The sequence below is a fragment of the Nitratidesulfovibrio sp. 1201_IL3209 genome, from assembly GCF_036763125.1.
In the GTDB taxonomy this organism is placed as follows: domain Bacteria; phylum Desulfobacterota; class Desulfovibrionia; order Desulfovibrionales; family Desulfovibrionaceae; genus Cupidesulfovibrio.
Genome location: NZ_JBAIYT010000011.1, coordinates 19,613 through 39,754 on the forward strand (window position 1 = coordinate 19,613; position 20,142 = coordinate 39,754).

14 protein-coding genes are annotated in these 20,142 nt (G+C 68.5%); 7 read left to right on the forward strand and 7 right to left on the reverse strand.

Annotation, left to right across the window (positions count from 1 at the left end):
* Positions 1 to 141 precede the first annotated feature (141 nt).
* The 3 genes from V6B97_RS07225 to V6B97_RS07235 all read left to right on the forward strand — a co-directional run bounded on the left by V6B97_RS07225 (position 142) and on the right by V6B97_RS07235 (position 3,375).
* The gene (locus V6B97_RS07225; RefSeq protein WP_333505823.1) at positions 142 to 534 is read left to right on the forward strand and encodes a MucR family transcriptional regulator; all 393 of its coding nucleotides are present in this window, start codon (positions 142 to 144) and stop codon (positions 532 to 534) included.
* A gap of 338 nt (positions 535 to 872) precedes the next feature.
* Positions 873 to 2,684, forward strand: coding sequence for a methyl-accepting chemotaxis protein (locus tag V6B97_RS07230; protein ID WP_333505824.1), 1,812 nt, complete (start codon positions 873 to 875; stop codon positions 2,682 to 2,684).
* Positions 2,685 to 2,889: 205 nt separating this feature from the next.
* Positions 2,890 to 3,375 (forward strand): hypothetical protein, encoded by a 486-nt coding sequence (locus V6B97_RS07235; protein ID WP_333505825.1) that lies wholly within the window; start codon positions 2,890 to 2,892, stop codon positions 3,373 to 3,375.
* A 155-nt stretch (positions 3,376 to 3,530) separates the two neighbouring features.
* On the opposite strand, the gene V6B97_RS07240 is transcribed toward V6B97_RS07235, so the two are convergent.
* On the reverse strand, positions 3,531 to 4,361 hold the full coding sequence (locus V6B97_RS07240; protein ID WP_333505826.1) for a cache domain-containing protein: 831 nt from the start codon (positions 4,359 to 4,361) through the stop codon (positions 3,531 to 3,533).
* 202 nt (positions 4,362 to 4,563) lie between these two features.
* A complete protein-coding gene (der, locus tag V6B97_RS07245; protein WP_333505827.1) occupies positions 4,564 to 6,114 on the reverse strand; it encodes a ribosome biogenesis GTPase Der in 1,551 nt (516 codons plus the stop codon).
* Positions 6,115 to 6,609: 495 nt separating this feature from the next.
* On the opposite strand from der, the gene V6B97_RS07250 reads away from it, so the two are divergent.
* Complete coding sequence (locus V6B97_RS07250) at positions 6,610 to 7,638, forward strand: helix-turn-helix transcriptional regulator (protein WP_333505828.1); 1,029 nt, start codon at positions 6,610 to 6,612, stop codon at positions 7,636 to 7,638.
* Positions 7,639 to 7,748: 110 nt separating this feature from the next.
* Here V6B97_RS07250 and V6B97_RS07255 read toward each other — a convergent pair whose 3' ends face one another.
* From V6B97_RS07255 to V6B97_RS07275, 5 genes are all read right to left on the reverse strand, one after another.
* The gene (locus V6B97_RS07255) at positions 7,749 to 8,624 is read right to left on the reverse strand and encodes a MarR family winged helix-turn-helix transcriptional regulator (RefSeq protein WP_333505829.1); all 876 of its coding nucleotides are present in this window, start codon (positions 8,622 to 8,624) and stop codon (positions 7,749 to 7,751) included.
* 183 nt (positions 8,625 to 8,807) lie between these two features.
* Positions 8,808 to 10,349: a M14 family metallopeptidase gene (locus V6B97_RS07260; protein ID WP_333505830.1), complete on the reverse strand. Its 1,542-nt coding sequence runs from the start codon at positions 10,347 to 10,349 to the stop codon at positions 8,808 to 8,810.
* Entirely contained in the window at positions 10,346 to 11,404 is a 1,059-nt protein-coding gene (locus tag V6B97_RS07265) for a M15 family metallopeptidase (RefSeq protein WP_333505831.1), read from the reverse strand. Before V6B97_RS07265 ends, V6B97_RS07260 begins: the two co-directional genes overlap by 4 nt.
* Positions 11,405 to 11,717: 313 nt before the next feature.
* Entirely contained in the window at positions 11,718 to 13,484 is a 1,767-nt protein-coding gene (locus V6B97_RS07270; RefSeq protein WP_333505832.1) for a hypothetical protein, read from the reverse strand.
* A gap of 75 nt (positions 13,485 to 13,559) precedes the next feature.
* Entirely contained in the window at positions 13,560 to 16,076 is a 2,517-nt protein-coding gene (locus V6B97_RS07275; protein WP_333505833.1) for an RHS repeat-associated core domain-containing protein, read from the reverse strand.
* A 436-nt stretch (positions 16,077 to 16,512) separates the two neighbouring features.
* On the opposite strand from V6B97_RS07275, the gene V6B97_RS07280 reads away from it, so the two are divergent.
* The 3 genes from V6B97_RS07280 (at position 16,513) to V6B97_RS07290 (ending at position 20,052) form a co-directional block, all read left to right on the forward strand.
* A complete protein-coding gene (locus V6B97_RS07280) occupies positions 16,513 to 17,436 on the forward strand; it encodes a branched-chain amino acid transaminase (RefSeq protein ID WP_333505834.1) in 924 nt (307 codons plus the stop codon).
* 222 nt (positions 17,437 to 17,658) lie between these two features.
* The gene (gene dnaX / locus V6B97_RS07285) at positions 17,659 to 19,722 is read left to right on the forward strand and encodes a DNA polymerase III subunit gamma/tau (protein ID WP_333505835.1); all 2,064 of its coding nucleotides are present in this window, start codon (positions 17,659 to 17,661) and stop codon (positions 19,720 to 19,722) included.
* 18 nt (positions 19,723 to 19,740) lie between these two features.
* Positions 19,741 to 20,052: a YbaB/EbfC family nucleoid-associated protein gene (locus tag V6B97_RS07290; RefSeq protein WP_333505836.1), complete on the forward strand. Its 312-nt coding sequence runs from the start codon at positions 19,741 to 19,743 to the stop codon at positions 20,050 to 20,052.
* Positions 20,053 to 20,142: the final 90 nt, after the last annotated feature.

Consider the following 20,142-nt stretch of genomic DNA (forward strand, 5'->3'; position numbering starts at 1 on the left):
TCGCTGTCGGGCTCCGATATGCGGTTCGCCGCGCCGCATGCGGCCGCATCCGATTGTGGTTGACCGCGAAGGAAGGATTGTCGTAGGTTCGGAACGAGTATCGTGCACGCCTCATGTCCATGAAACATCAAAGGAGCGGCAATGACGGAGAGTTATCTGAAGGAGGCTCTGGACATCGTGAAGGCTCAGGCCAGTGTCCGGACCATGACCGAAGACGAGATCACCACCATGGTCCGGCGCCTTGCGGAGGGCATCCGGACCCTGAGCGAAGGTGGTGCGCTGCCCGAAAGCGGCGATGGCGTCGGCATGGACCCCAAGAAGGCCATCAAGGAAAAGTCCATCACCTGCTGCGAGTGCGGCAAGTCGTTCAAGATCCTGACCAAGAAGCATCTGGCCACGCACGGCTTCACCCCCGAAACGTACCGCGAGAAGTGCGGCTACAAGAAGGGCACTCCCCTGGTCTGCAAGTCGCTGCAGCGCGAACGTCGCAAGAAGATGCGCGACATGAAGCTGTGGGAGCGCCGCGGGGCGTAGCCCGACGGACGGCCGGACCAAGGACGGCGCGGGCGATTTGCGGCGCCCGCGTTTTTCAGGGTCGGCCCTGATTGCTGACGTTCTTCTTCCTTCCCCCTCCTGTCGGGCCCGGGCGGCATTCCTGCGAGCGATGCGGATCGTCACCGGAAAATCACGTTTCCCGGCTAAAGTCCTGCCTGGCGTTCTGCCGATAAGCACCCATGAAGAAAGCTCTTGCAGGGAGTCCACAGGGATTTCTGTTCCGGCTTGTTGACAGTGATTCCTGACAGGGCTACGCCCGCGTGAGGCGCGTCGCAAACACCCCGGCGCGCAGTGTTTCGTCATCCCTGGGAGGGGCTATGTTCCGCGATCTCAGCCTGAAGTGGAAGATCCTCATCGTGGCGCTGGCCGGTCCGGTCATCGTGGCCGCCATCATGGCCTGGCAGCGCGTGGACGACATCCGCACCGGGGCTGAGGAGGCGATCCTCCAGAAAAGCCGGGCCGTGGTGCTCATGGCCGAGGCCATCCGCAACGAGATGGGCCGCAAGCTCGACATCGGGCTGATGCGCCCGCTGGACGAACTGCCCAGGGACAGGATCATGGACGCGGTGCCCGTGGTCACCGCCATGCGCATGGCCGCCCAGAACGCCGCGCAGGCGGGCTACGAATTCCGCGCGCCCAAGGTGCAGCCGCGCAACCCGGCCAACACGCCGACTCCGCTGGAACTTTCGGCCATGCAGGAGATGGAGCGCGCCAACCTGGTGGAAAAGGTCATCCGCACGCCGGACAAGATCTATTATTTCAGACCCGTCAAGCTGACCAAGGACTGCCTGTTCTGCCACGGCGACCCGGCGGGGCAGCCCGACGTGGTGGGCGGCACCAAGGAAGGCTGGAAGGCGGGCGAGACCCACGGCGCCTTCGTGGTCATCAGCTCGCTGGAAAAGGCGCACGAGCAGGTCATGCAGGCGCGCATCGCCGTGGCCGGGTGGACCGTGCTGGTGCTGGCGCTGCTGTTCGCGGTGATCTGGGTGATCCTGAACCGGGGCATCATCGGCCCGCTGCTGCGCATCCGCCAGTTTGCCGGGCAGGTGGCCGGGGGCGCCCTGGATGCCCGCGCCGAGGGGGACTACGCCTCGGAACTGGGCGAGGTGAAGAGCGCCATGGAAACCATGGTGGGCAACCTGAAGCAGAAGATGCAGGAGGCCGACCAGCGCCGCGCCGACGCCGACGCCCATGCCGCCCGTGCGGAAAAGGCCCTGGCCGAGGCCCGCGAGCAGGAAGCACGGGTCAATGACCTGCTGCAACGCATGACCTCGGTGGCCGGGGAAGCGTCGATCATCGCCCAGCAGGTCTCGCTGGCGGCCGAAGCCCTGTCCGCCCAGGTGGAGCAGGTTTCCGCCGGGGCGGAGCAGCAGTCCGACCGCGCGGGCGAGACGGCCACGGCCATGGAGGAAATGAACGCCACGGTCCTTGAGGTGGCGCGCAGTTCCGGCAGTTCCGCCCAGAGCGCCGACGAGGCCAGGTCCAAGGCCCAGGAGGGCGAACGGGTGGTCAGCGGCGCGGTGGACGCCATCAGCCAGGTGCACGAGCAGGCCCAGGTCCTGCAAGGCGAGATGACCACCCTCGGCAAGCAGGCCGAGGACATCGGCCGGATCATGGACGTGATCAGCGACATCGCGGACCAGACCAACCTGCTGGCCCTGAACGCGGCCATCGAGGCCGCCCGCGCCGGTGACGCCGGGCGCGGGTTCGCCGTGGTGGCCGACGAGGTGCGCAAGCTGGCCGAAAAGACCATGAACGCCACCAAGGAGGTGGGCCAGGCCATCCAGTCCATCCAGGCCGGGGCGCGCAACAACATCAAGGGCATGGAGACGGCCGCCGCCGCCGTGACCGAGGCCACCCGCATGGCCCGCGAATCCGGCCAGGCGTTGCAGCGCATCGTGGCCCTTTCGGAGGAAAATTCCGACCAGGTGCGCTCCATCGCCACCGCCGCCGAGCAGCAGTCCGCCACCAGCGAGGAGATCAACCGCGCGGTGGAGGACATCAGCCGCATCGCCTCGGAAACGGCCGAGGGCATGAACCAGGCCGCCGGGGCCGTGCTGAAGCTGGCCGGGCTGGCCAAGGCTTTGGAGCGGCAGATCGATCAGTTGACGAGCGGCTCGTCCCATTGACGCTCGACGCCTGACGGCCGGACATCTGCATGACCATGGCCCGCGCCCTTTCGGGGGTGCGGGCCGTTTGCATGGGGCATGTGGGTGTTGCATGCCGCAGGGCGGATTTCCGTGGGCGGCGGCGGGACGGAAAGCGGCGGGAAACCACCGTCCGGAGCGCACAAACCCGTGGCGGGGCCGGGCGAAACCGTGTAGGTGAGGAGCCATGTCGCACGTGAAGATCATCCGCGCCATCCGCCGTTTCTGCCTGGACTGCCAGGGCGGTGTCGCGCGCGAGGTGCGGCTGTGCCCGGACACGGGCTGCGGCCTGTACGCGTGGCGGCTGGCGGGCATCCTCACCGGCGGGGCCGGTGGCGGCAGGCATGATCCGGCCGGGGACCACGACCCCGATGTGGCCTCCCTGGGCGGAGCACCAGCGGGCCGACCCGCCACGGACCCGTTGCCCGGCGCCCTGCCGCTCATCGTCCAGACCCTGCCCGACGAACGCCCGGTGCGGGCCGTCCGCCGCTACTGCATCGCCTGCTGCGGCGGCGAGCGGGCCGAGGTGCGCACCTGCGACGCCCGCGACCGCTGCGCCCTGTGGTCCTACCGCTTCGGCGTGCTGCCGGAAACCTACCGCCGGGTCAAGGCGCGCCTGACCGGACCCCGCACGCTGGTGCTGCCGGGGCTGCCCACCGGTACCGCCGGGTAGGGTCTTCCTTTCCGGCGCCTTTCCGGATGCTTTCCGAAGGGCGCCGCCGGGCTCCTTCCTTCCCTCCCCGCCATCTGTCCTTCCCGCCCGTGGCTTCCGGCCACGAAACGGGCCACACCGGCGAGAACACCGGCGGTGCTCATGCCCTCCGCGTCTCAGGGCCGGGCTGTTTCCCGGCGGCGGGCCAGTATCCCCACCAGCAGGGCCAGTCCCAGCGCGGCCAGCCAGCCCAGGCGCAGGGCGTGGAATTCCAGGGCGCGCGGCGTGGGGGAGCCGGACTGCGCCGTGGCGGGCGGCTGTACGGACGTCGGAGCCCATGCGCCCAGCCAGTAGTCGGTGCCGGGCACGGCCAGGGTGTAGGCCCGGCGCGCCTCGGCGCGGCCGTCGCCGACATCGGCCGTCCATTCGGTGAAGCCGCCGCCCGCGCGGGCCGTGTCCATCATGCGCCGCACGAAGCGCATCCCGTGCACGTCCGTGGCCGCGTCGAAGTCCACGCCGCCCGCGTCGGGCAGGGTGGGGGTGTGCACGTTCACCGTGCCCTGCGAAAGGAACACGTAGTCCCAGTGGGCGGCGCCGGTGCGCACCGGGTCCACCGCGCGCACCAGCAGTTCGCGCCGGGCGTTCTCGTCGGGCTGGGTGGCGGCCAGTTCGCCCAGGGCCTGGGCCAGCGCGGTGACCGTGGCGGCCAGGCGGCTGTCGCGGGCCTCGGCCAGCAGGACCTGCTCGCGGGCGGCGGTGACGGCGGACAGCGGCGTCATGGTGCACTGGGTCAGGAACATGCCTGCGGCGGCGGGCAGCAGGGCCCAGAAGAAGGCCCGCCCGGACACGTGGCGCGCCAGAAAGCCGCCCAGAAAGCTGCCCAGGACGCTGCACGCGGACCGGACCATCCGTCCGGAGCGGGCGGCCAGCCTGCGGGCAACCTCCATCCATTGTTCCGGAAAGGGCGGGGGAAACGACGGCGTCGGGGAAGGGGAAGGCTGGGACATGGCGGGCCTCCTGTCGGCCCGCACTGTAGCCGGGATGGACCGCAAGGTGAAGGCCCGGCGGGGGGAGAAGAGAAAACTGTCCCGCACGGCGGGCACGAAAACGTATCCGCGGCCGGAAACACGACCGCCCCGTGCCGCTCCGCCCATACTGACAGTACGAGGCGGAGCGGCACGGGGCGGGAGAAAGCGGGGACGGGCGGCGCTATTCGCCCTTCTTCTTGTGCGACGAGCGGAAGCGCACCCGCATGGGCGCGTGCTCGATGCGGAACATCCTGCGCAGGGCCTTTTCCACGTAGCGCGCGTAGGGCGTCTGGATGCGGTCGGCATCGTTGACGAAGAACACGAACGTGGGCGGGTTGGTCTCCGCCTGGGTCAGGTAGAAGAACTTGGGCCGCACCCGGCGCACCACCGGGGGCTGGTGGCGGGTGAGCACCTCTTCCATGGCCCGGTTGAGCTGGCCGGTGCCCACGCGCACGTGGCACTCGGCGCGGATGCGCTCGGCCATGGGCAGCACCGGGCCAAGGCCCTTGCCCGACTTGGCGGAAACGTACAGCAGCGGCACGTGGGGGCAGAACTCCAGCATGCCCTTGAACGATGCTTCCAGGTCCGGCATCAGCTTGCGCGGCACAAGGTCGATCTTGTTCACCAGCACCATGAACGGCGTCTTGCGCTCGTCCAGCAGGTCCACCAGGCGCTTGTCCTGCTGGGTGACCCCTTGCAGCGCGTCGAGCACCAGCAGGGTGACGTGGGCCTTGGTGGTGCTTTTGAGCGAGGCGTTGACGCTGAAGCGCTCCACCGAATCGGTGATGCGCGAGCGGCGGCGCACCCCGGCGGTGTCCACGAAGGTGATGGTGCGGTCGCCCGACTCGAAGCTGACGTCCACGCTGTCGCGGGTGGTGCCCGCCACGTCGCTGACGATCATCCGCTGCTGGCCGCTGAGGGCGTTGACCAGCGAGGACTTGCCCGCGTTGGGGCGGCCCAGCATGGCCAGGCGCAGGTGGGTGGGGTCGTAGGCGGGGCCTTTGGCCTCGGCGGGGGCGGGTGCGCCGGATTCCGCGCCCTCGTCTTCCGCGTCGTCCTGGCCTTGGGCGGGGCCGAAATCGTCTGCGTGATCCGGGTCGGCGTTGTCCGCTTCTTCCTCTTCGCCATCCCCCCCGGGCTTGTCAGGCTCGTCTGGCTCTTCTGGCAGCATGTCGCGCATCTCGTCTTCCAGCACGCGCACGTTGTGCCCGTGCGCGGCGGAAACGGGCAGCAGCGGAAAGCCCAGGGCGTGGAATTCGGCCAGCATTTCGTCCTCGCGCTCCGCGCCGTCCACCTTGTTCACCACCACCAGCACGGGCTTGCCCGCGCGGCGCAGGTGCGCCGCGAGGTGCTCGTCGAAGGGGGTCAGCCCGTCGCGGCCGTCCACCACCAGGCAGATGCCCGCGGCCTCGGCCATGGCGGCTTCGGCCTGGCGCAGGATTTCCGCCTCGAAGCCCCGGATGCCTTCCGGCCCTTCGGCCACGGCGGCGTGGGCGTCCAGGGTGATGCCGCCGGTGTCCACGATGGCGAAGGTGCGCTTGCCGCGCGAACGCACCTGGCCTTCCATGCGGTCGCGGGTGACGCCGGGCCGGTCGTGGGTGATGGCCCGGTTGGCGCGGATGAGCCGGTTGAACAGGGTGGACTTGCCCACGTTGGGGCGGCCCACCAGAGCGATCTTGGGCAGATGCGTGGTGACGGGTGCGGACGGGGCGGGGGGCTGGGCTATGGGCATGGCGTTCTCGGAATGTCGGGATGATATGGGGGCGGCGGGGCCGCCGCTGGGGCACAGCGTAGCCCGGCGGGGCGCGCCGCGCAATGCGGCGCATGGGGCCGGACGGGTGCGTGCGGAAAATTTCAATGTGCCGGTGGATGTGGCCGGGCGGGGCCGTCCGGTGGCGTCTGGTGGCGTTCTGGGCCCGTACGCCGCTGCCTGGCGGGTGCGTCCACGAACGTTCGGCGAGAGCTCGGCGGGAGTTCGGCGAGAGCTTGGAATGACGGGCGCGTAACGGGAGTGTGCCCATTACCCCAAGCCCGGCATGATGGCAAGGGCCGGATGCGGCGCTGCGCCCGGCCCCGCTCCGGCACGCCATGCGTTGCACCGCTGGCCGAGTGCGGCTACATTGGCCGCCAAGGCGTTGCGGCCCCGCCCCGTCCGGGTTCCTCATGCCCGGCCATGCACGCCGCACTCTCTCCGCTCCCCGTCCGCAAGCCCGCAGGAGGCGCATCCGTGAAGCAGCTGCTTTCCACCCGCGAGGTCGCCAAAGTGCTCGGCGTCAACGAGAAGATGGTCTACAGCCTGATCACCGAAAAGGGCCTGCCCGCCACCAAGGTGACCGGCAAATGGCTGTTCCCGGCGCATCTGGTGGAGCAGTGGCTGGAAAACAACACCGTGAACCATCCGGAGCGCTCCGGCGGGACCATGCAGCCGGGCGGCGGCGTGCTGGTGGTGGCGGGCAGCAACGACCTGCTGCTGGACAAGGCCCTGGGCCTGTTCGCGGACCTGAACCCCGGCCACATCGCGGCCTTCGCCAACCTGGGCAGCCTGGGGGGCCTGCGGGCCATGCGCGAGGGGTTGTGCCACATGGCGGCCAGCCACCTGATGGAGGGCGGCCCCGGCCATGCGGCGGAGCCTGCCCGGCCCGAAGCGGCCCATACAAGTGCGGTCCAGACAGGCGCGGTCCCGTCCGCCACGGGTGGCGCGGGGGGCGGCGGAGGAAAATCCGGCCGCGACTACAATTTCGGCCACGCCCGGCGCGAACTGGACGAGGCCCCGGCGGTGGTCAACTTCTGCATCCGCGAGCAGGGCTACCTGGTGGCCCCCGGCAACCCCAACGCCGTGCGCGACGCGGGCGACATCGTGCGCAAGGGGCTGCGGGTGGTCAACCGGCCGCTGGGCACGGGCACGCGGCTGCTGTTCGACACCGAGCTTTCCCGCACGGGGGCCGACCCCGCGCGCATTCCCGGCTACGGGACCGAGGTGCGCCGCCATCTGGACGCGGGCATCGAGGTATTGGCGGGCCGGGCCGACGCCGCCCCCGGCATCCGCGCCGTGGCCGGGCTGCTGGGCCTGGGCTTCGTGCCGGTGCAGCGCGAGCGGTTCGACCTGCTGGTGCCCCGCGCCCGGTATTTCGACCGGGGAGTGCAGCTGTTCCTGGGCATGCTGGTGGACGCGCGCTTCCGCGCCCTGGCCGACGGCTTCGAGGGGTACGACCTGTCCCGGGCCGGGCGGGTGGTGTTTCCCGGCGACGTGCCGTAGGGCCACGCCCGCCACGACATTCCGGACCGGGCGCGGCCTGTTCCCGAAACGCCAAGGGGCGCTCCGGCCGTTGCCGGGGCGCCCCTTTCTTATGTGGATGCACGCCGGGATTATGCGTCGCGTTCCGCATCCGCCGCAGCGAAGGTTTCCGGCGAGTGGCCGGTGTCGGCAGCGGCGGTGGACGCCGCAGCGTCCGGACCCTGCGCCCCGCGTGGGCCATGCGGGCCGAACCCGTCGTGCCGCCCGTGCCGTCCCCGTCCGCCGTGCCCGTGCCCGCCATGTCCGGCGCGGCCATGACCGGCGCGGCCATGCCCGCAGCATCCGCCGCGCCCGCCTTCCGCGTCGGCGCGGTCTTCGGGGCTATGCGCCGCATGGCAACAGCCATGTCCGTGCGGCCCTTCGCCCGGCCCTTCGTTGTGACGGCCCCGGCCATGCCCCCCGTGCCCGTGGTGGCCGTGCGGGGCGGCGTCTTCACCCCCGCAGCAGCCGTGGCGGCCACGGCCATGCCCATGCCCGCCCATGCGGCGGCAGGCGCCGCCGTCGCCGTCCCTGGCCTCCAGCGAGGCGATGAGCTTGTCCAGCAGGGTGGAAAGGGCCTCCTGCTCCTCTGCCGACAGTCCGGCCAGGGTGGCCTCGGCCGCGTCCTTGCGGGCCTGGCGCACCTCGTCCACCATGGCACGGCCCTTGTCGGTCAGGAACACGGCGCTCATGCGCTGGTCCTCTTCGTGGCGGCGGCGCTCGATGCTGCCGTCGCGCGAGAGCTTGTCCAGCAGTTCGCTGAGCGAGGGGGGCTGCACGCGCAGCAGGGCGGCCAGATCGCGCGGGCTTTGCCCGTCCCGTTCGGCCAGCAGGGCCAGCACGCGGCCCTGCCCGCGATGCGCGCCGCCGCGACCCCCATGCGGGCCGTGCGGGCCGTGGCCCCGGTGCAGCAGGTTCATGCAATAATGCAGCTGATGAAACAGTTTTTCGGTGGTGGAAGTATTCATGGATGTCTCCTTGCGTGTTTTTGCTTAGGTGCCTAATGAGATGGATATAGGCATCCCCTAGGCGCGGTCAAGGAGATTTCGTTAGGTGCCGAAATAATTTTTGCGAGGGACCGGAACGAACACAGCCCCCGGCCATCACGGCCGGGGGCTGCTGTTTGTCAATCCGGATGCTTGCAGGTGATATCAGTAGCCGAGCAGACTTTCCTTCCCCGCCACGGACGGCCGCATGTCGCGCTTGCCGGGCTTGGCCCCGCCCTCGAAGCGCACCAGGATCATGCCCGCGAACTTTTCGCCCCGGTACACTTCCACCCGGTAGATGTTGCCCGACTTGTCGATGGAGAAGCGGTTCTGGAAGTCCTTCTTGCGGATGGGCACGTCGCATTCGCTGTCGTCGCGCGCGTCGGGCCTGGCCACCTGCGCGCCGATGGCGTTGACGCGGTGCCCGTCCACGGGGTGCACGGTGAAGGTGTCGCGCACGGTGACCATCCGGCCGAAGGGCACCACCACCTTGCGGCCGTCCACGTCCAGCGAGAGCGAGCCGGGGCCGTCGGTGTATTCGCGCCATTCCGGGGTGATGCGGGTCAGCGCCCGGTTGCCGTAGAACACGCGGTAGCCGTCGTCCTCGTCCACCACGGCCAGGATGGGCTTGGTGGCGGTGAACGAGAGCTTTTCGCCCTTCTTGAGCGGGATGTACCCCAGCGAGGCGCGCACGTCGTCCAGCGGCAGGTACAGCCGCTGGTCGAAGAAGGCCACGGCCACGTCGTTCTCCAGCGCGGCCAGCACGCCGCGCGGGGTCAGGGCGAAGTCGCGCCTGAAGCCCACGCCCGCCTGGCGCAGGAACGATTCCAGCACCCGCAGGTGGTAGTACGAGCGCTGCTCGGTGGAAAAGTCCTTGCTGGCCTCTATGCCGAAGGCGGGCTTGCCGTGGCGGATGGCGAAGTAGGTCAGGGTCTTCTCCATCTCGCGGTCGCCTTCGGCGGTGCGGGTGTTCTTCAGGTGGTATTCGTGCATGGGGCTCAGCAGGCCGCCGTTGGCCTCGCGTACGGCCTTCTGGGCCATGGCGGCAAGGTCGCCGTGGCGTGCGCCGGGCAGGGTGGCCTGGTCGATGATCACGCTCTGCCCCCAGCGCATGGGGTTGCGCATGGGGCCTTCGTTCTTCGGGCGGTAGAAGCCGCTGCCGTCGTGCAGGTTCAGGATCAGGTCCACCCGCTTGTCGAGGATGATGTCCTTGATGCGGCTGACGGTGTCGTATTCCGGGTCGTCCTTGCGCAGGGCGGCGAACTTGCGGTTCATGTCGCCGTTGGGCCCGCGCGAGCGCTTGATCATGCTGGGAAAGTTCAGGTTGGGCACCACCCACACCGAGCCGTTCGTGATGGCGTAGTGGGTGACCAGCAGCGACGCGGCCGAGAACCCGCCCGGCTCGTCGCCCTGGATGCCGCCCACCACCAGCACGGTGGGGCCGCTGCCGGTGCCCAGCTTGTACAGGTTGAAGTCCAGTTCGGTGTGGCGCGGCGGGGCCTTGGTCAGGTCGGCGGTGGTGACGACGGCGGGCGCGGGGCTGGCCGAGGCCACTGTCTGCGTGATTGCCGGTCTTCCGGCCTGGGCCGGGGATGCCGCCGTGGCGGGCGCGGCGTGCAGGCAGAGCAGCGCGGCGAGACAGTACAGCCAGGGGCGGACGCCGTGGCGGAATGCGGCCGGGCGCGGTGCGGTGCGGTACGTGGTCATGCGGTGGCGACCTTGATGTGCCAGGGCTCGAAGCGGACCCCCAGCATGTTGTCCTGCGGGTAGCGCAGGGTGATGTAGCCCAGTTCTTCCAGCCGCCGGAACACCGGGGTGGCCGTGAAGGCGGAGGTGAAGTTGCGCGCGCCGTAGCCGCGCTGCCCCACGTCGAAGTCGCCTATGCCGTGGAACGAATACCCCGGCGGGGCCAGCGAGCGCGAGGCCAGCGACAGGTTGCCGCCGTATGCGGCCGCCTTGGTGAGGAACAGGTGGAACTGCTTCATGATGCCGCGCACGCCCGACGTCAGCACCACTTCCTCGCCCAGCAGGCGGCGGATGGTTTCCCACGTGGCGCGCGGCTCGCCCTGGTAGACGTAGTTGCCCATGCCCGGCACCTTGTGCACCTCGCGGGCGGGGATGGTGGCCGTGAGCGAGTTCAGCGGCTTCATGCCCATGAACCCGTAGGCCGAAGCGTCGGCGTGGAACAGTTCGTCGATGAGGGCCAGTTCCTGCGGGCTGAAGGCGCCCACGGCCGGGTAGCGCTGGGCCACCCGCACCGCCTCGTCGAAGCCGAGCAGGTAGAAGAAGCCGTGCCCCACGGTGCGTTCCAGGCGGCCCAGCCTGTCGGTGGCGGCGCGCAGCACGGGGGTGCGTTGGGGCGGCAGGGTGATGTCGCTGGGGTGGGGGCTGTCGAACCGGCGCATCTTGAACAGGTAGTCGCGCACGGCGTCGTCGATGCCGGCGGGGGCGTCCAGGTCGTCGGGGTGGAGCGTCTGCTGGGCGGCCAGGTCGTCGTCCAGCGGCGGCCGGGAATTTTTGGGGTCTGGCGCGGGCTGGCCGGAAAGGGATGCGCCCGATGCGCCTGATATGCCCGATGTGCCCGATATGGCAGACGGGGACGTGCCGGGCGCGGCGGCTCCGGCACCGGATGCGGCGGACCCCAGCGGCCCGCTGCCGCGCCGCAGGGCGGGACGCACGGCGGGCCCGGCAAGGGCGGTGCCCATGGCGGCCAGATGCAGCGCGCCAGCGCACGCGGCGATGAGAAACCGTCGTCTGTTCATGTGCCCGTTGCGTGCCCCCGAAAGTATGGCCCCCGATGCGATCCCGGATGCAGCCCCGGATGCGCCCCCGGATGCGGAACGTAATGCGGAACGTGATGCGGGGCGGCCCGGTGCTACCGGGCGTGACGCGGCATGCCCCGGACGAACCCCCGGACGGGGCCGCGCCCTGCCGCCGTGCGCCGGGGGAACCCTATCCGAAAACCGGGTGGAACTCAAAGGGCGGGTACGGCCCTGTTCCCGTGGGCGTGGGGTGCCGGGGGGGATGCTGCGTCCGTGCGGTCGGAATCGCCACACTTCCGATCGACCGTTCCTTTTATTGCCAGTCTCCTGGGTGGTGTGGCTTGGCGGGGGCGCTTACGTGGATCCAAGGGGTGTTGTCGTCCGGGGGAGCGGCGTCTATGTCCCATGCCGTTCCCATCTCTTCGAGTTCGGGCGGCAACGTCTCCGGGTGGCGTCGGTCGTTGGTGTAGTGCCACGAGGCCACCGGTCCACGGGGAGACGGATTATGAAAAAAGACATGGATGATGCCGGAAGGACGCAGCAGGATTGCGGCATACGGAACCTGCTCATGCCGGTCGAATCGTCCACCGCAGGAGAGAGAGCCGCCTTCGAGCACGGTGCATTCGGCGTTAAGGCGTTGCATCAGCGCAAGATGCGGCGGCGGCAGAATATCCGCCAGTTGTTCGGCCACTCCAGGGATCGTGAAGATGGCGTTGACCCACCGGCCATCGAGGCGCCCAAGGTTCGGCAGGGGGCGAACGGGCGGGGATGTCCACCGGGCTTTTTCGGGGGGACTGCTCGGATACACGCGGGGAGGGTACTGGGGGCCGGAGAAATTCCGGGTTTGGGGCGAAACCAGGTCATTGACGACTTCCGTCCGCCACGAGGTGCATACCGGCTCGGTTGACGGGCAGGCGTATATGTCGACCAGGCCGACCTCGGTGTCCCAGTCTTTCAGGATCGAGCCGACGACCGGGACGCTCTCCCCCGCGTTGTCCGTATAGGAGCCGGAAAAGACTGCCGTGCCGTCCGGGGTCTGCCTGGCGATGACATCGAACCGGACCTCCCCGGAGTCCACATCGCCAGAGATGGTCCACCGGGCCGTGGCCATTGGCGGGGATGGGGGGAACACCTGGATGCCGGGATTTTCCTGCGCCTTCACGGAGGCAGAGGGCCGGGCGCTGGGCGACATGGCGCTTGCGTGCAGCCAGTGGGTGGCGGAGGCGTCAAGCGGCGGCCAGCCCTCGAAATTCCATGCCTGTACCAGTTCGTCCATGTCCGGCGGGAGCGAGTTCGGGCGATTCCGGTCCGTCGTGTAGTGCCAGGCAAGGTTGCGGATGCGTCCGTTGTCGCGCGAGCCGTAGAAGAAGACGTCTACCCTGCCCGAGGGCGCAACGACGACGGCTCCGTAAAGGATGCGCTGCCGTTCAAAGTAGCCGCCGCAGGCGATGCTGCCCCGGCTGGTCATGGTGCATTGGGCCTGAAGCTCTTGCAGCAGCAGAAAATGTGGCGGCGGCAGGATGTCCGCCAGTTGGGCCGTGACCCCCGGCAAGGTGTTGATGGCCCATGCGGGCTGCCCGAGCAAGCGCGCGAGTTCGGGCAAGGGGGACGGTGGAGGGGACACCCAGACGGGTTTGGGCGGAAATGGGGTGTTGGCCGTATCGTGACGTAACGTCTCCGTTACGATGTACGGAGTCATCCCGTCCGGAGAGGTTTCCTGCGCATGGGACCGGGTTTCGAAAAACACGCACGATTGCGTGGGGGCGGGGCAGACATAGCCGGATACCGTTGGGGGCGATGTGTACCATCGCGGTGTGTACCATCCAGCCACGGGCATGGATGCTCCGGTGGCGTCCGTGTATTTCCCGATGTATACAGCACTGTTGTCGCCAGCTTCTTTCGCCATGACGTCGAGGAAGGCATCCTGTCCGCCTGGATGTACCGTGTATGCCCAATGCCGGATTGTTGATGATACGTTGTGTGCAACGACGTTGTGCTTGCGGCTGCCGATGGCAGCGCCGGGCAAGGCAAGGTGCGCCACAAGACAGAGTGCAAGCAGGCGGAGGAAGATGCGGGGCATGACAACCTTTTGTGTTGGGATGTGCCTCGCAAGAGAATTTTTTGCGAGGCACATCGTCAAACAAATATAATGACGTTATTTCTTTTGACCTGCTCGGGGTATTTCGTCAAGCAGCTTGGCCTCAATATGCCTCCGTGATGTGAAGCCATCGTTGCTGGTTCGTAGTGCACGACTGGCTGCGTCCCAGTCATGAGCTTTTATGGCATCCCAGACAGGCTTCAGCTTTCCAGAGGCCATACCACCCACACCATATTGGTATGCTCCTGAATTCAAGACCGTCTGTGCCTGGATGGGTAGTTTGTCGAAGCTGCTGCCTTCATCCGAAGGCGTTTCTTTGTCGAAACGCTGTCGTGTAGCATTTCGCCTTTTTTCTATGGCTATGTGCGATAGTGTGTAGGCTTGTTCTCTCGTCAGCCGTGGGTAGGTTCCAGTATTGACGACGTAACGCTCGAGCGCTTTTTGGGCTTGTTCTCTGTTTAATTGCGCGAATTGCGAGAGCATTTCGGCAGACTGGTCACCATCGGGTGAGTTAATACGGCGTTTGTATTCAGCAATATCGGCGTGTGTCATATGTTGGGAGTCTACGCCAAGCCCAAAGGCAAGTGAGCTATTGCCTATGGAAAAGCTCGGTTTTGGATTTTCCCAATCGCCATCTTCCCCGCTTCCTTCAAGAAAGGTTAGGGTTGCATACAGGTGCCCGATGGGGTCGCTTTCAAGACTGTTTTGCTTGATGCGTTCTTTAAGCAGGTCATATTTCTTCTGGCCGATTCTTTCAGGTGCTGTTTGCTGAGGTTCAGTGTTTTGACCCGAATCGTTGCTGGCCAGCAACAGGTTGTCGGCGTACGGCGATCTTCCGTCATGGAAGTATGGTCTGTTACGGCTTATTCCTCGCTCTGGGCCGCCAGGCCCCAGCGGCTGGAATCCTTCCTTTGAAGGCATAGGGCGGTTTTCGGGGTAGAATCTTGAGTCTGGAGCCGGTTGGCCGTTCGGGGGCTGCACGCCGGGAGTGACGGGAAAGATGCCAGCGATGAGTTCCTCGCCACGCCTTGGGCCGAACGGCCTGAGAAGCAGTTCGTCAGCGTAAATGCCGGGGTGTACGCGCGGGGGGAGCGTCAGGCTGCCCCGTGGGAGAGCCGGCATGGGGTGGCGATATTCGAGCGTCATGGCGCCGCCACCGTTGGAGAAGGTGAACTTGCCGTCCGGAGTGCGCGGGTGCTTCGATTCGTCCCATCCCCGGTTGATGATGGCTTCCCCGATGAGGCCCAGCGGGTCGAAGGCGCTGACCGGGTCGTCCACGCAATAGTCGTAGGGGTCGTGGTCGCCGCCGGTGTCGCCCAGGGGGTCGGGCGCGGTGAAGCGTCCGGTGCGCGGGTCGTAGTCGCGAAAGCCGAAGCGCACGAGGCCGGTGTGCCGGTCCACCAGTCCCCCGGCGAAGCCCAGCGGCAGGAAGAAGTATGGGCAGGTGTCCAGCAGGAGGTTGCCGAAGCTGTCGTGCTCCAGGTGTTTCACCACCTTGCCGTCCGGGTCCATCAGGACCTTTACCGTGCCCACCTGGTCGCGCCCGAGGCGGAAGGTGACGGAGCGCGGCGGCGGGGCGGCCTCCCCGTCCTTGCGGAAGAGGGACAGGTCCAGCAGGCCCCCTTCCAGATTGTCGAGTGCCGGGCCGCATACGGTGACGGCCTCGGGCACGCGGTCGCCGCCGTAATGAAAGGTATAGTCCGAGCCGGTGCGGTGGTCGCGGAAGCGGGCCAGGCGCAGCTGGTCGAGCCATTGGTATTCCTCGCTGGGAGCGTCGTTGCGCAGCACCAGGAAGGGCATGCCGTGCTGCCCGAAACGGTAGCGGATGATGTCGCCCCCGGGCAGCACCACCGAATCGAGGGCCACGGGCGCGAGTTGGCTGTGGGGACCATGGGGATCATGGGGGCCATGGGGCGCGCCCCCGGCGTCGGCGTTTCCTCCATTTCCGTAATAGAACCACGTGCTGTTGCGCCCTTCCTCCCGGCAGCGCAGCGTGCCGTCCGGGGCGTACATGTAGCGCGCCCGCCCGGCACGCACGAGGCGGCCCGCAGCGTCGTAGGCAAAGGCGCGCTCCGTCTCCATGGCCCGCAGCGCGTCGCGGGACATGCCGGGCAGCGGGGCCACCCGAGCCTCCGTGCGCTGGCCCGCCGAGTTGTAGGCGTAGCGTTCCGCCACCTGGCCGTCGCGGCGCACCTCGGTCAGGTGGCCGCGCTCGTCGTGGGTGTAGTCGCAGGCGGTGGCGCGCCCCCCGCATCGTTCCTGCTTGGCGCGCAGCCTGCCGTCGGGAGAGAAGGCGCACTGGCAGTCCAGCGCGGGCGGCAGTTCGCCGGACGGCGCGGCGGCGGGGCTGCCTGTTCCGGGGGCGGGCAGGGAGGACGCAGGGGCCGGGGACCCGGTGGGGTTGGCCGTGGGGCGTGCGGTGGGCTGCGTGTTGCCGGGCGTCGCCCCTTGCTGTTCGTCGCGGGGCCGCTTGGCGAACACCACGTTGCGCAGGAAGTCTTCGGTGGACATGGCCTGGGGAGAACGCTGGGCAGGGGCGCGACGGGACGTGCGCCCGCGAGTGGATGCGGACATGACATCTCCATGGGTTGATGGTGGAAATGCCGCATCCGTAGCATGCAGGTTTCGGCCCGGCGCGGCCGCAACGGGGCCGCAGCGGGGTGGGAAGGCCGTCCGGAGGGGGTACGGCCATGGCGTTACCCGGACGCAATCCGGACGCACCCCGCACGCCGCTCCGGCATCACCGCACGCCATCCCGGCATTGCCCGGATACCCCCTCAGGCAGCCGTGGCCCCGCCCTCCTGCCCCGCCGCGTCTTGACCTTGCCGGGTGGCTTGATTAGCGTGGCACGTCTTCACTCCACGCGGTGCGCCGGACCCCCGGCGCGCGGCGCTCGCCACCACCGAGGCACGGCCGTGCCGCCATCGCTGGCCGCAACGTGGCCCGTCGGCGTGCCCCGCCAACGTACCCCCGAAAGACGCGGGGCATACCATTCCGAGAGGTAGGAACAATGGTCCAGAAAGCGGAAACCATCTGGTTCGACGGCAAGCAGGTGCCCTGGGACGAAGCCAACGTGCACGTGCTGACCCATACCCTGCATTACGGCGTGGGCGTGTTCGAGGGCATTCGCGCGTACAGGTGCGCCGACGGCGGTTCCGCCGTGTTCCGCCTGCGCGAGCACATGCAGCGCCTGCTCAACTCGGCCAAGATCCTGCGCATGGTCATTCCCTACACCGTGGACCAACTCGTGGACGCCGTGGAAGAAACCCTGAAGCGCAACAAGCTGGCCGAAGGCTACGTCCGGCCGCTGTCGTTCGTGGGCGCGGGCGCCATGGGCGTGTACCCCGGCGACAACCCGGTGCAGACCATCATCGCCGCCTGGCCGTGGGGCGCCTACCTTGGCCCCGAGGCGCTGGAACACGGCATCCGCGTCAAGACCAGCTCGTTCTGCCGCCATCACGTCAACGCCATGATGACCAAGGCCAAGGCCTGCGGCAACTACGTGAACTCGGTGCTGGCCAAGATGGAGGCCAAGGCCGACGGCTACGACGAGGGCCTGATGCTGGACACCCAGGGCTTCGTGTCCGAGGCCACGGGCGAGAACATCTTCATCGTGCGCGGCAAGGTCATCAAGACCACCCCGCTCACCTCGGTGCTGGACGGCATCACCCGCAACAGCCTGATCACCCTGGCCCGCGAACTGGGCTACGAAGTGGTGGAACAGCAGTTCACCCGCGACGAACTGTACATCGCCGACGAGGCGTTTTTCTGTGGCACCGCCGCCGAACTGACGCCCATCCGCGAGGTGGACCTGCGCGTCATCGGCAAGGGCAGCGCCGGTCCGGTCACCAAGCACCTGCAGGGTGAGTACTTCAAGGCCGTGAAGGGTGAAAACCCGGCCTACGCCCACTGGCTGCACCGCTATACCATCTAGGGTCCGTCCGTGTATGATCGCCGCACGCCGGGCACCCGTCCCGGCGTGCGGCGCGCGTTGCGGCCCCGGCCCCGGAAATGCCGGTCACGCCGGTCACGCCCGTAACGCCTCGGTCCCACTGCCGCACTGTCCCACGGCACGCACCAACCCGCGCCCCGTCCGGCGTCCCGTCCTTCCGCGCGAAGGCGGGCGGGACAGGCGGCGCAGCAGGCCCGCATCGTCATGAGCAACGCCCCCCTCACCGCCAGATACCGCCCGCAGACCTTTGCCGAGGTGGCCGGGCAGGAGACGGTAAAGGCCATCCTTTCCCGCGCCGCGGCGGAAGACCGCGTGGCCCCCGCCTATCTGTTCAGCGGCACGCGCGGGGTGGGCAAGACCACCATCGCCCGCATCCTGGCCAAGGCGCTGAACTGCGAAAAGGCCCCCACGGCCGAGCCGTGCAACACCTGCGAGCAGTGCCGCAAGGTGGTCATGGGCAACCACGTGGACGTGGTGGAGATCGACGGCGCGTCCAACCGGGGCATCGAGGACGCCCGCCGCCTGCGCGAGGCCATCGGCTACGCGCCCATGGAAGGCCGCTACAAGGTCTTCATCATCGACGAAGCCCACATGCTGACGCGCGAGGCGTTCAACGCCCTGCTGAAGACGCTGGAGGAGCCCCCGCCGCGCGTCACCTTCGTGCTGGCCACCACCGAGCCGCACAAGTTTCCCGTGACCATCATCAGCCGCTGCCAGCATTTCACCTTCAAGCGGCTGCCCGAGCACGAACTGGAAGCCCATCTCACCGGCGTGCTGACCCGCGAGGGCCAGGATTTCGACCCGGCGGCGGTGCGGCTCATCGCGCGGCGGGCGGCGGGCAGCGTGCGCGACTCCATGTCGCTGCTGGGGCAGGTGCTGGCGCTCGGCGGCGACCGCCTGACCGTGGAGGGCGCGCGCGGCGTGCTGGGCCTGGCCGGGCAGGAACTGTTCTTCGAGGTCATGCAGGCCCTGGCTTCGCAGGACTGCGTGGCGGTGTCCGCCGTGGTGCGCGACCTGCTGGACAAGGGCGTGGACATCGGATTCTTTCTGCGCGAACTGGCCGCCACCTGGCGCAACCTGTTCATGCTGCGCCAGGCGGGCGAGGCCGCCCTGCCCGCGCTGGACCTGCCGGAGGAAGAGGCCCGCCAGTGGCTGGAATGGGCCCCGAAGTTCGAGATTTCGCACATCCACGCCTGCTGGCAGATGACCCTGGAAGGCCAGCGCCGGGTGCTGACCAGCCTGGAACCGGCCATGGCGCTGGAACTCCTGCTGCTGAACCTGGCCATGCTGCCGCGCCTCGTCTCGCTGGAACAGCTGTCGCGCGGCGGCGGGGCCGGAGGTTCCGCCGGCGGGCGCGGCGTGCCCGGAGGACAGGCGGGAGGGCAAGCTGGCGGACAGGCGGGAGGTTCGGGCATGCCTGGTGCCGGGGGCGCGGGGGGCTACGGCTCCATGCCGTCCCGGCAGGGTGGTCATGACGACCCCGGCGGGTATGGTGCCCAAGCGGTTCAGCCCGATGAGCCCGGTCAGCCCGGTCAGTCGATCCAGCAGGTTCAGCCCCCGCAGGGGCGGTATCCCGGTCCGGGTCAGACCCGGCCCCAGGCCGCGCCGTCGGCGTCGTCCATGTCCTCGGGATTGGGGGCATCGGGGGCGTCCGGCGTATCGGGCGCAGGCGGCTTTCCCCGTCCGGAACGTCCCGCCCCGGCGGCGGACCCCGTGCCCCCGCGCGGCGGGTCCGGCACCTCGTTGCCGTGGGACGACGTGCCGTACCCCGCGCCGGACGCTGGTGCTGCTCCGGCTTCGGCGGCGGCCCCTGCGCAATCCGTGGGGGATTCCGGTCCCGGCGCGGCAGGCCCTGTTCCGCAAGGAAACCCGCAGGACGCGGTTTCCTCCGTCATGGGCGGCAGCGCCACGTGGGACGGCTTCGTGCAGTATTGCCTGGAGCGCAACGGCGAGGGCGGCAACGGCCTGTCCGTGCTGCAACGCGTTCGGGGCCGCTGTGCCGGTGGGCGGCTGACCATCGAGACGAATTTCAGCACGCTGTACAACCAGCTCTGCTCGCCCAACAACCAGAATGCCCTTGCGGAGCATGCGCGCGCCTATTTCGGCGACGGGACCACGGTGGAGGTGCAGCCCCCCGCCACCCGCATCAAGACCCCCTCGGAACTGCGCGTCGAGGCCGAACGGCACCCCGCCGTGGGCCTGCTGCGCGAGCAGTTCGGGGCCACCATGCTGTCCTGCCGGCCGCTGGCCGACGGGCAGCCCCAATAGAACACATCGGAGGAATCCATGCGCGGTATGAACGACCTCCTGCGCCAGGCGCAGGTCATGCAGACCAAGATGAGCAAGCTCCAGGCCGACATGGCCGAACGCACCCTGGAAGCCACCAGCGGCGGCGGAATGGTCAAGGTCACCGTCAACGGCAAGCAGGAAGTGCTGTCCATCGCCATCGACCCCAAGGCCGTGGACCCCAACGACGTGGAAATGCTCCAGGACCTGGTGCTCACCGCCGTCAACGAAGGGCTGCGCCAGGCCAAGGAAATGATGGAGAAGGAGATGGGGGCTCTCACCGGCGGCCTCAAGATTCCCGGCCTCTTCTAGGCCCGCGCTCCGTCCTTTCGTTCTCCGGCGTCGTCAGACTCGCCTTTCGCTCCGGTCACGTACGATAAGAGTACGCTCCCTGCGCGAAAG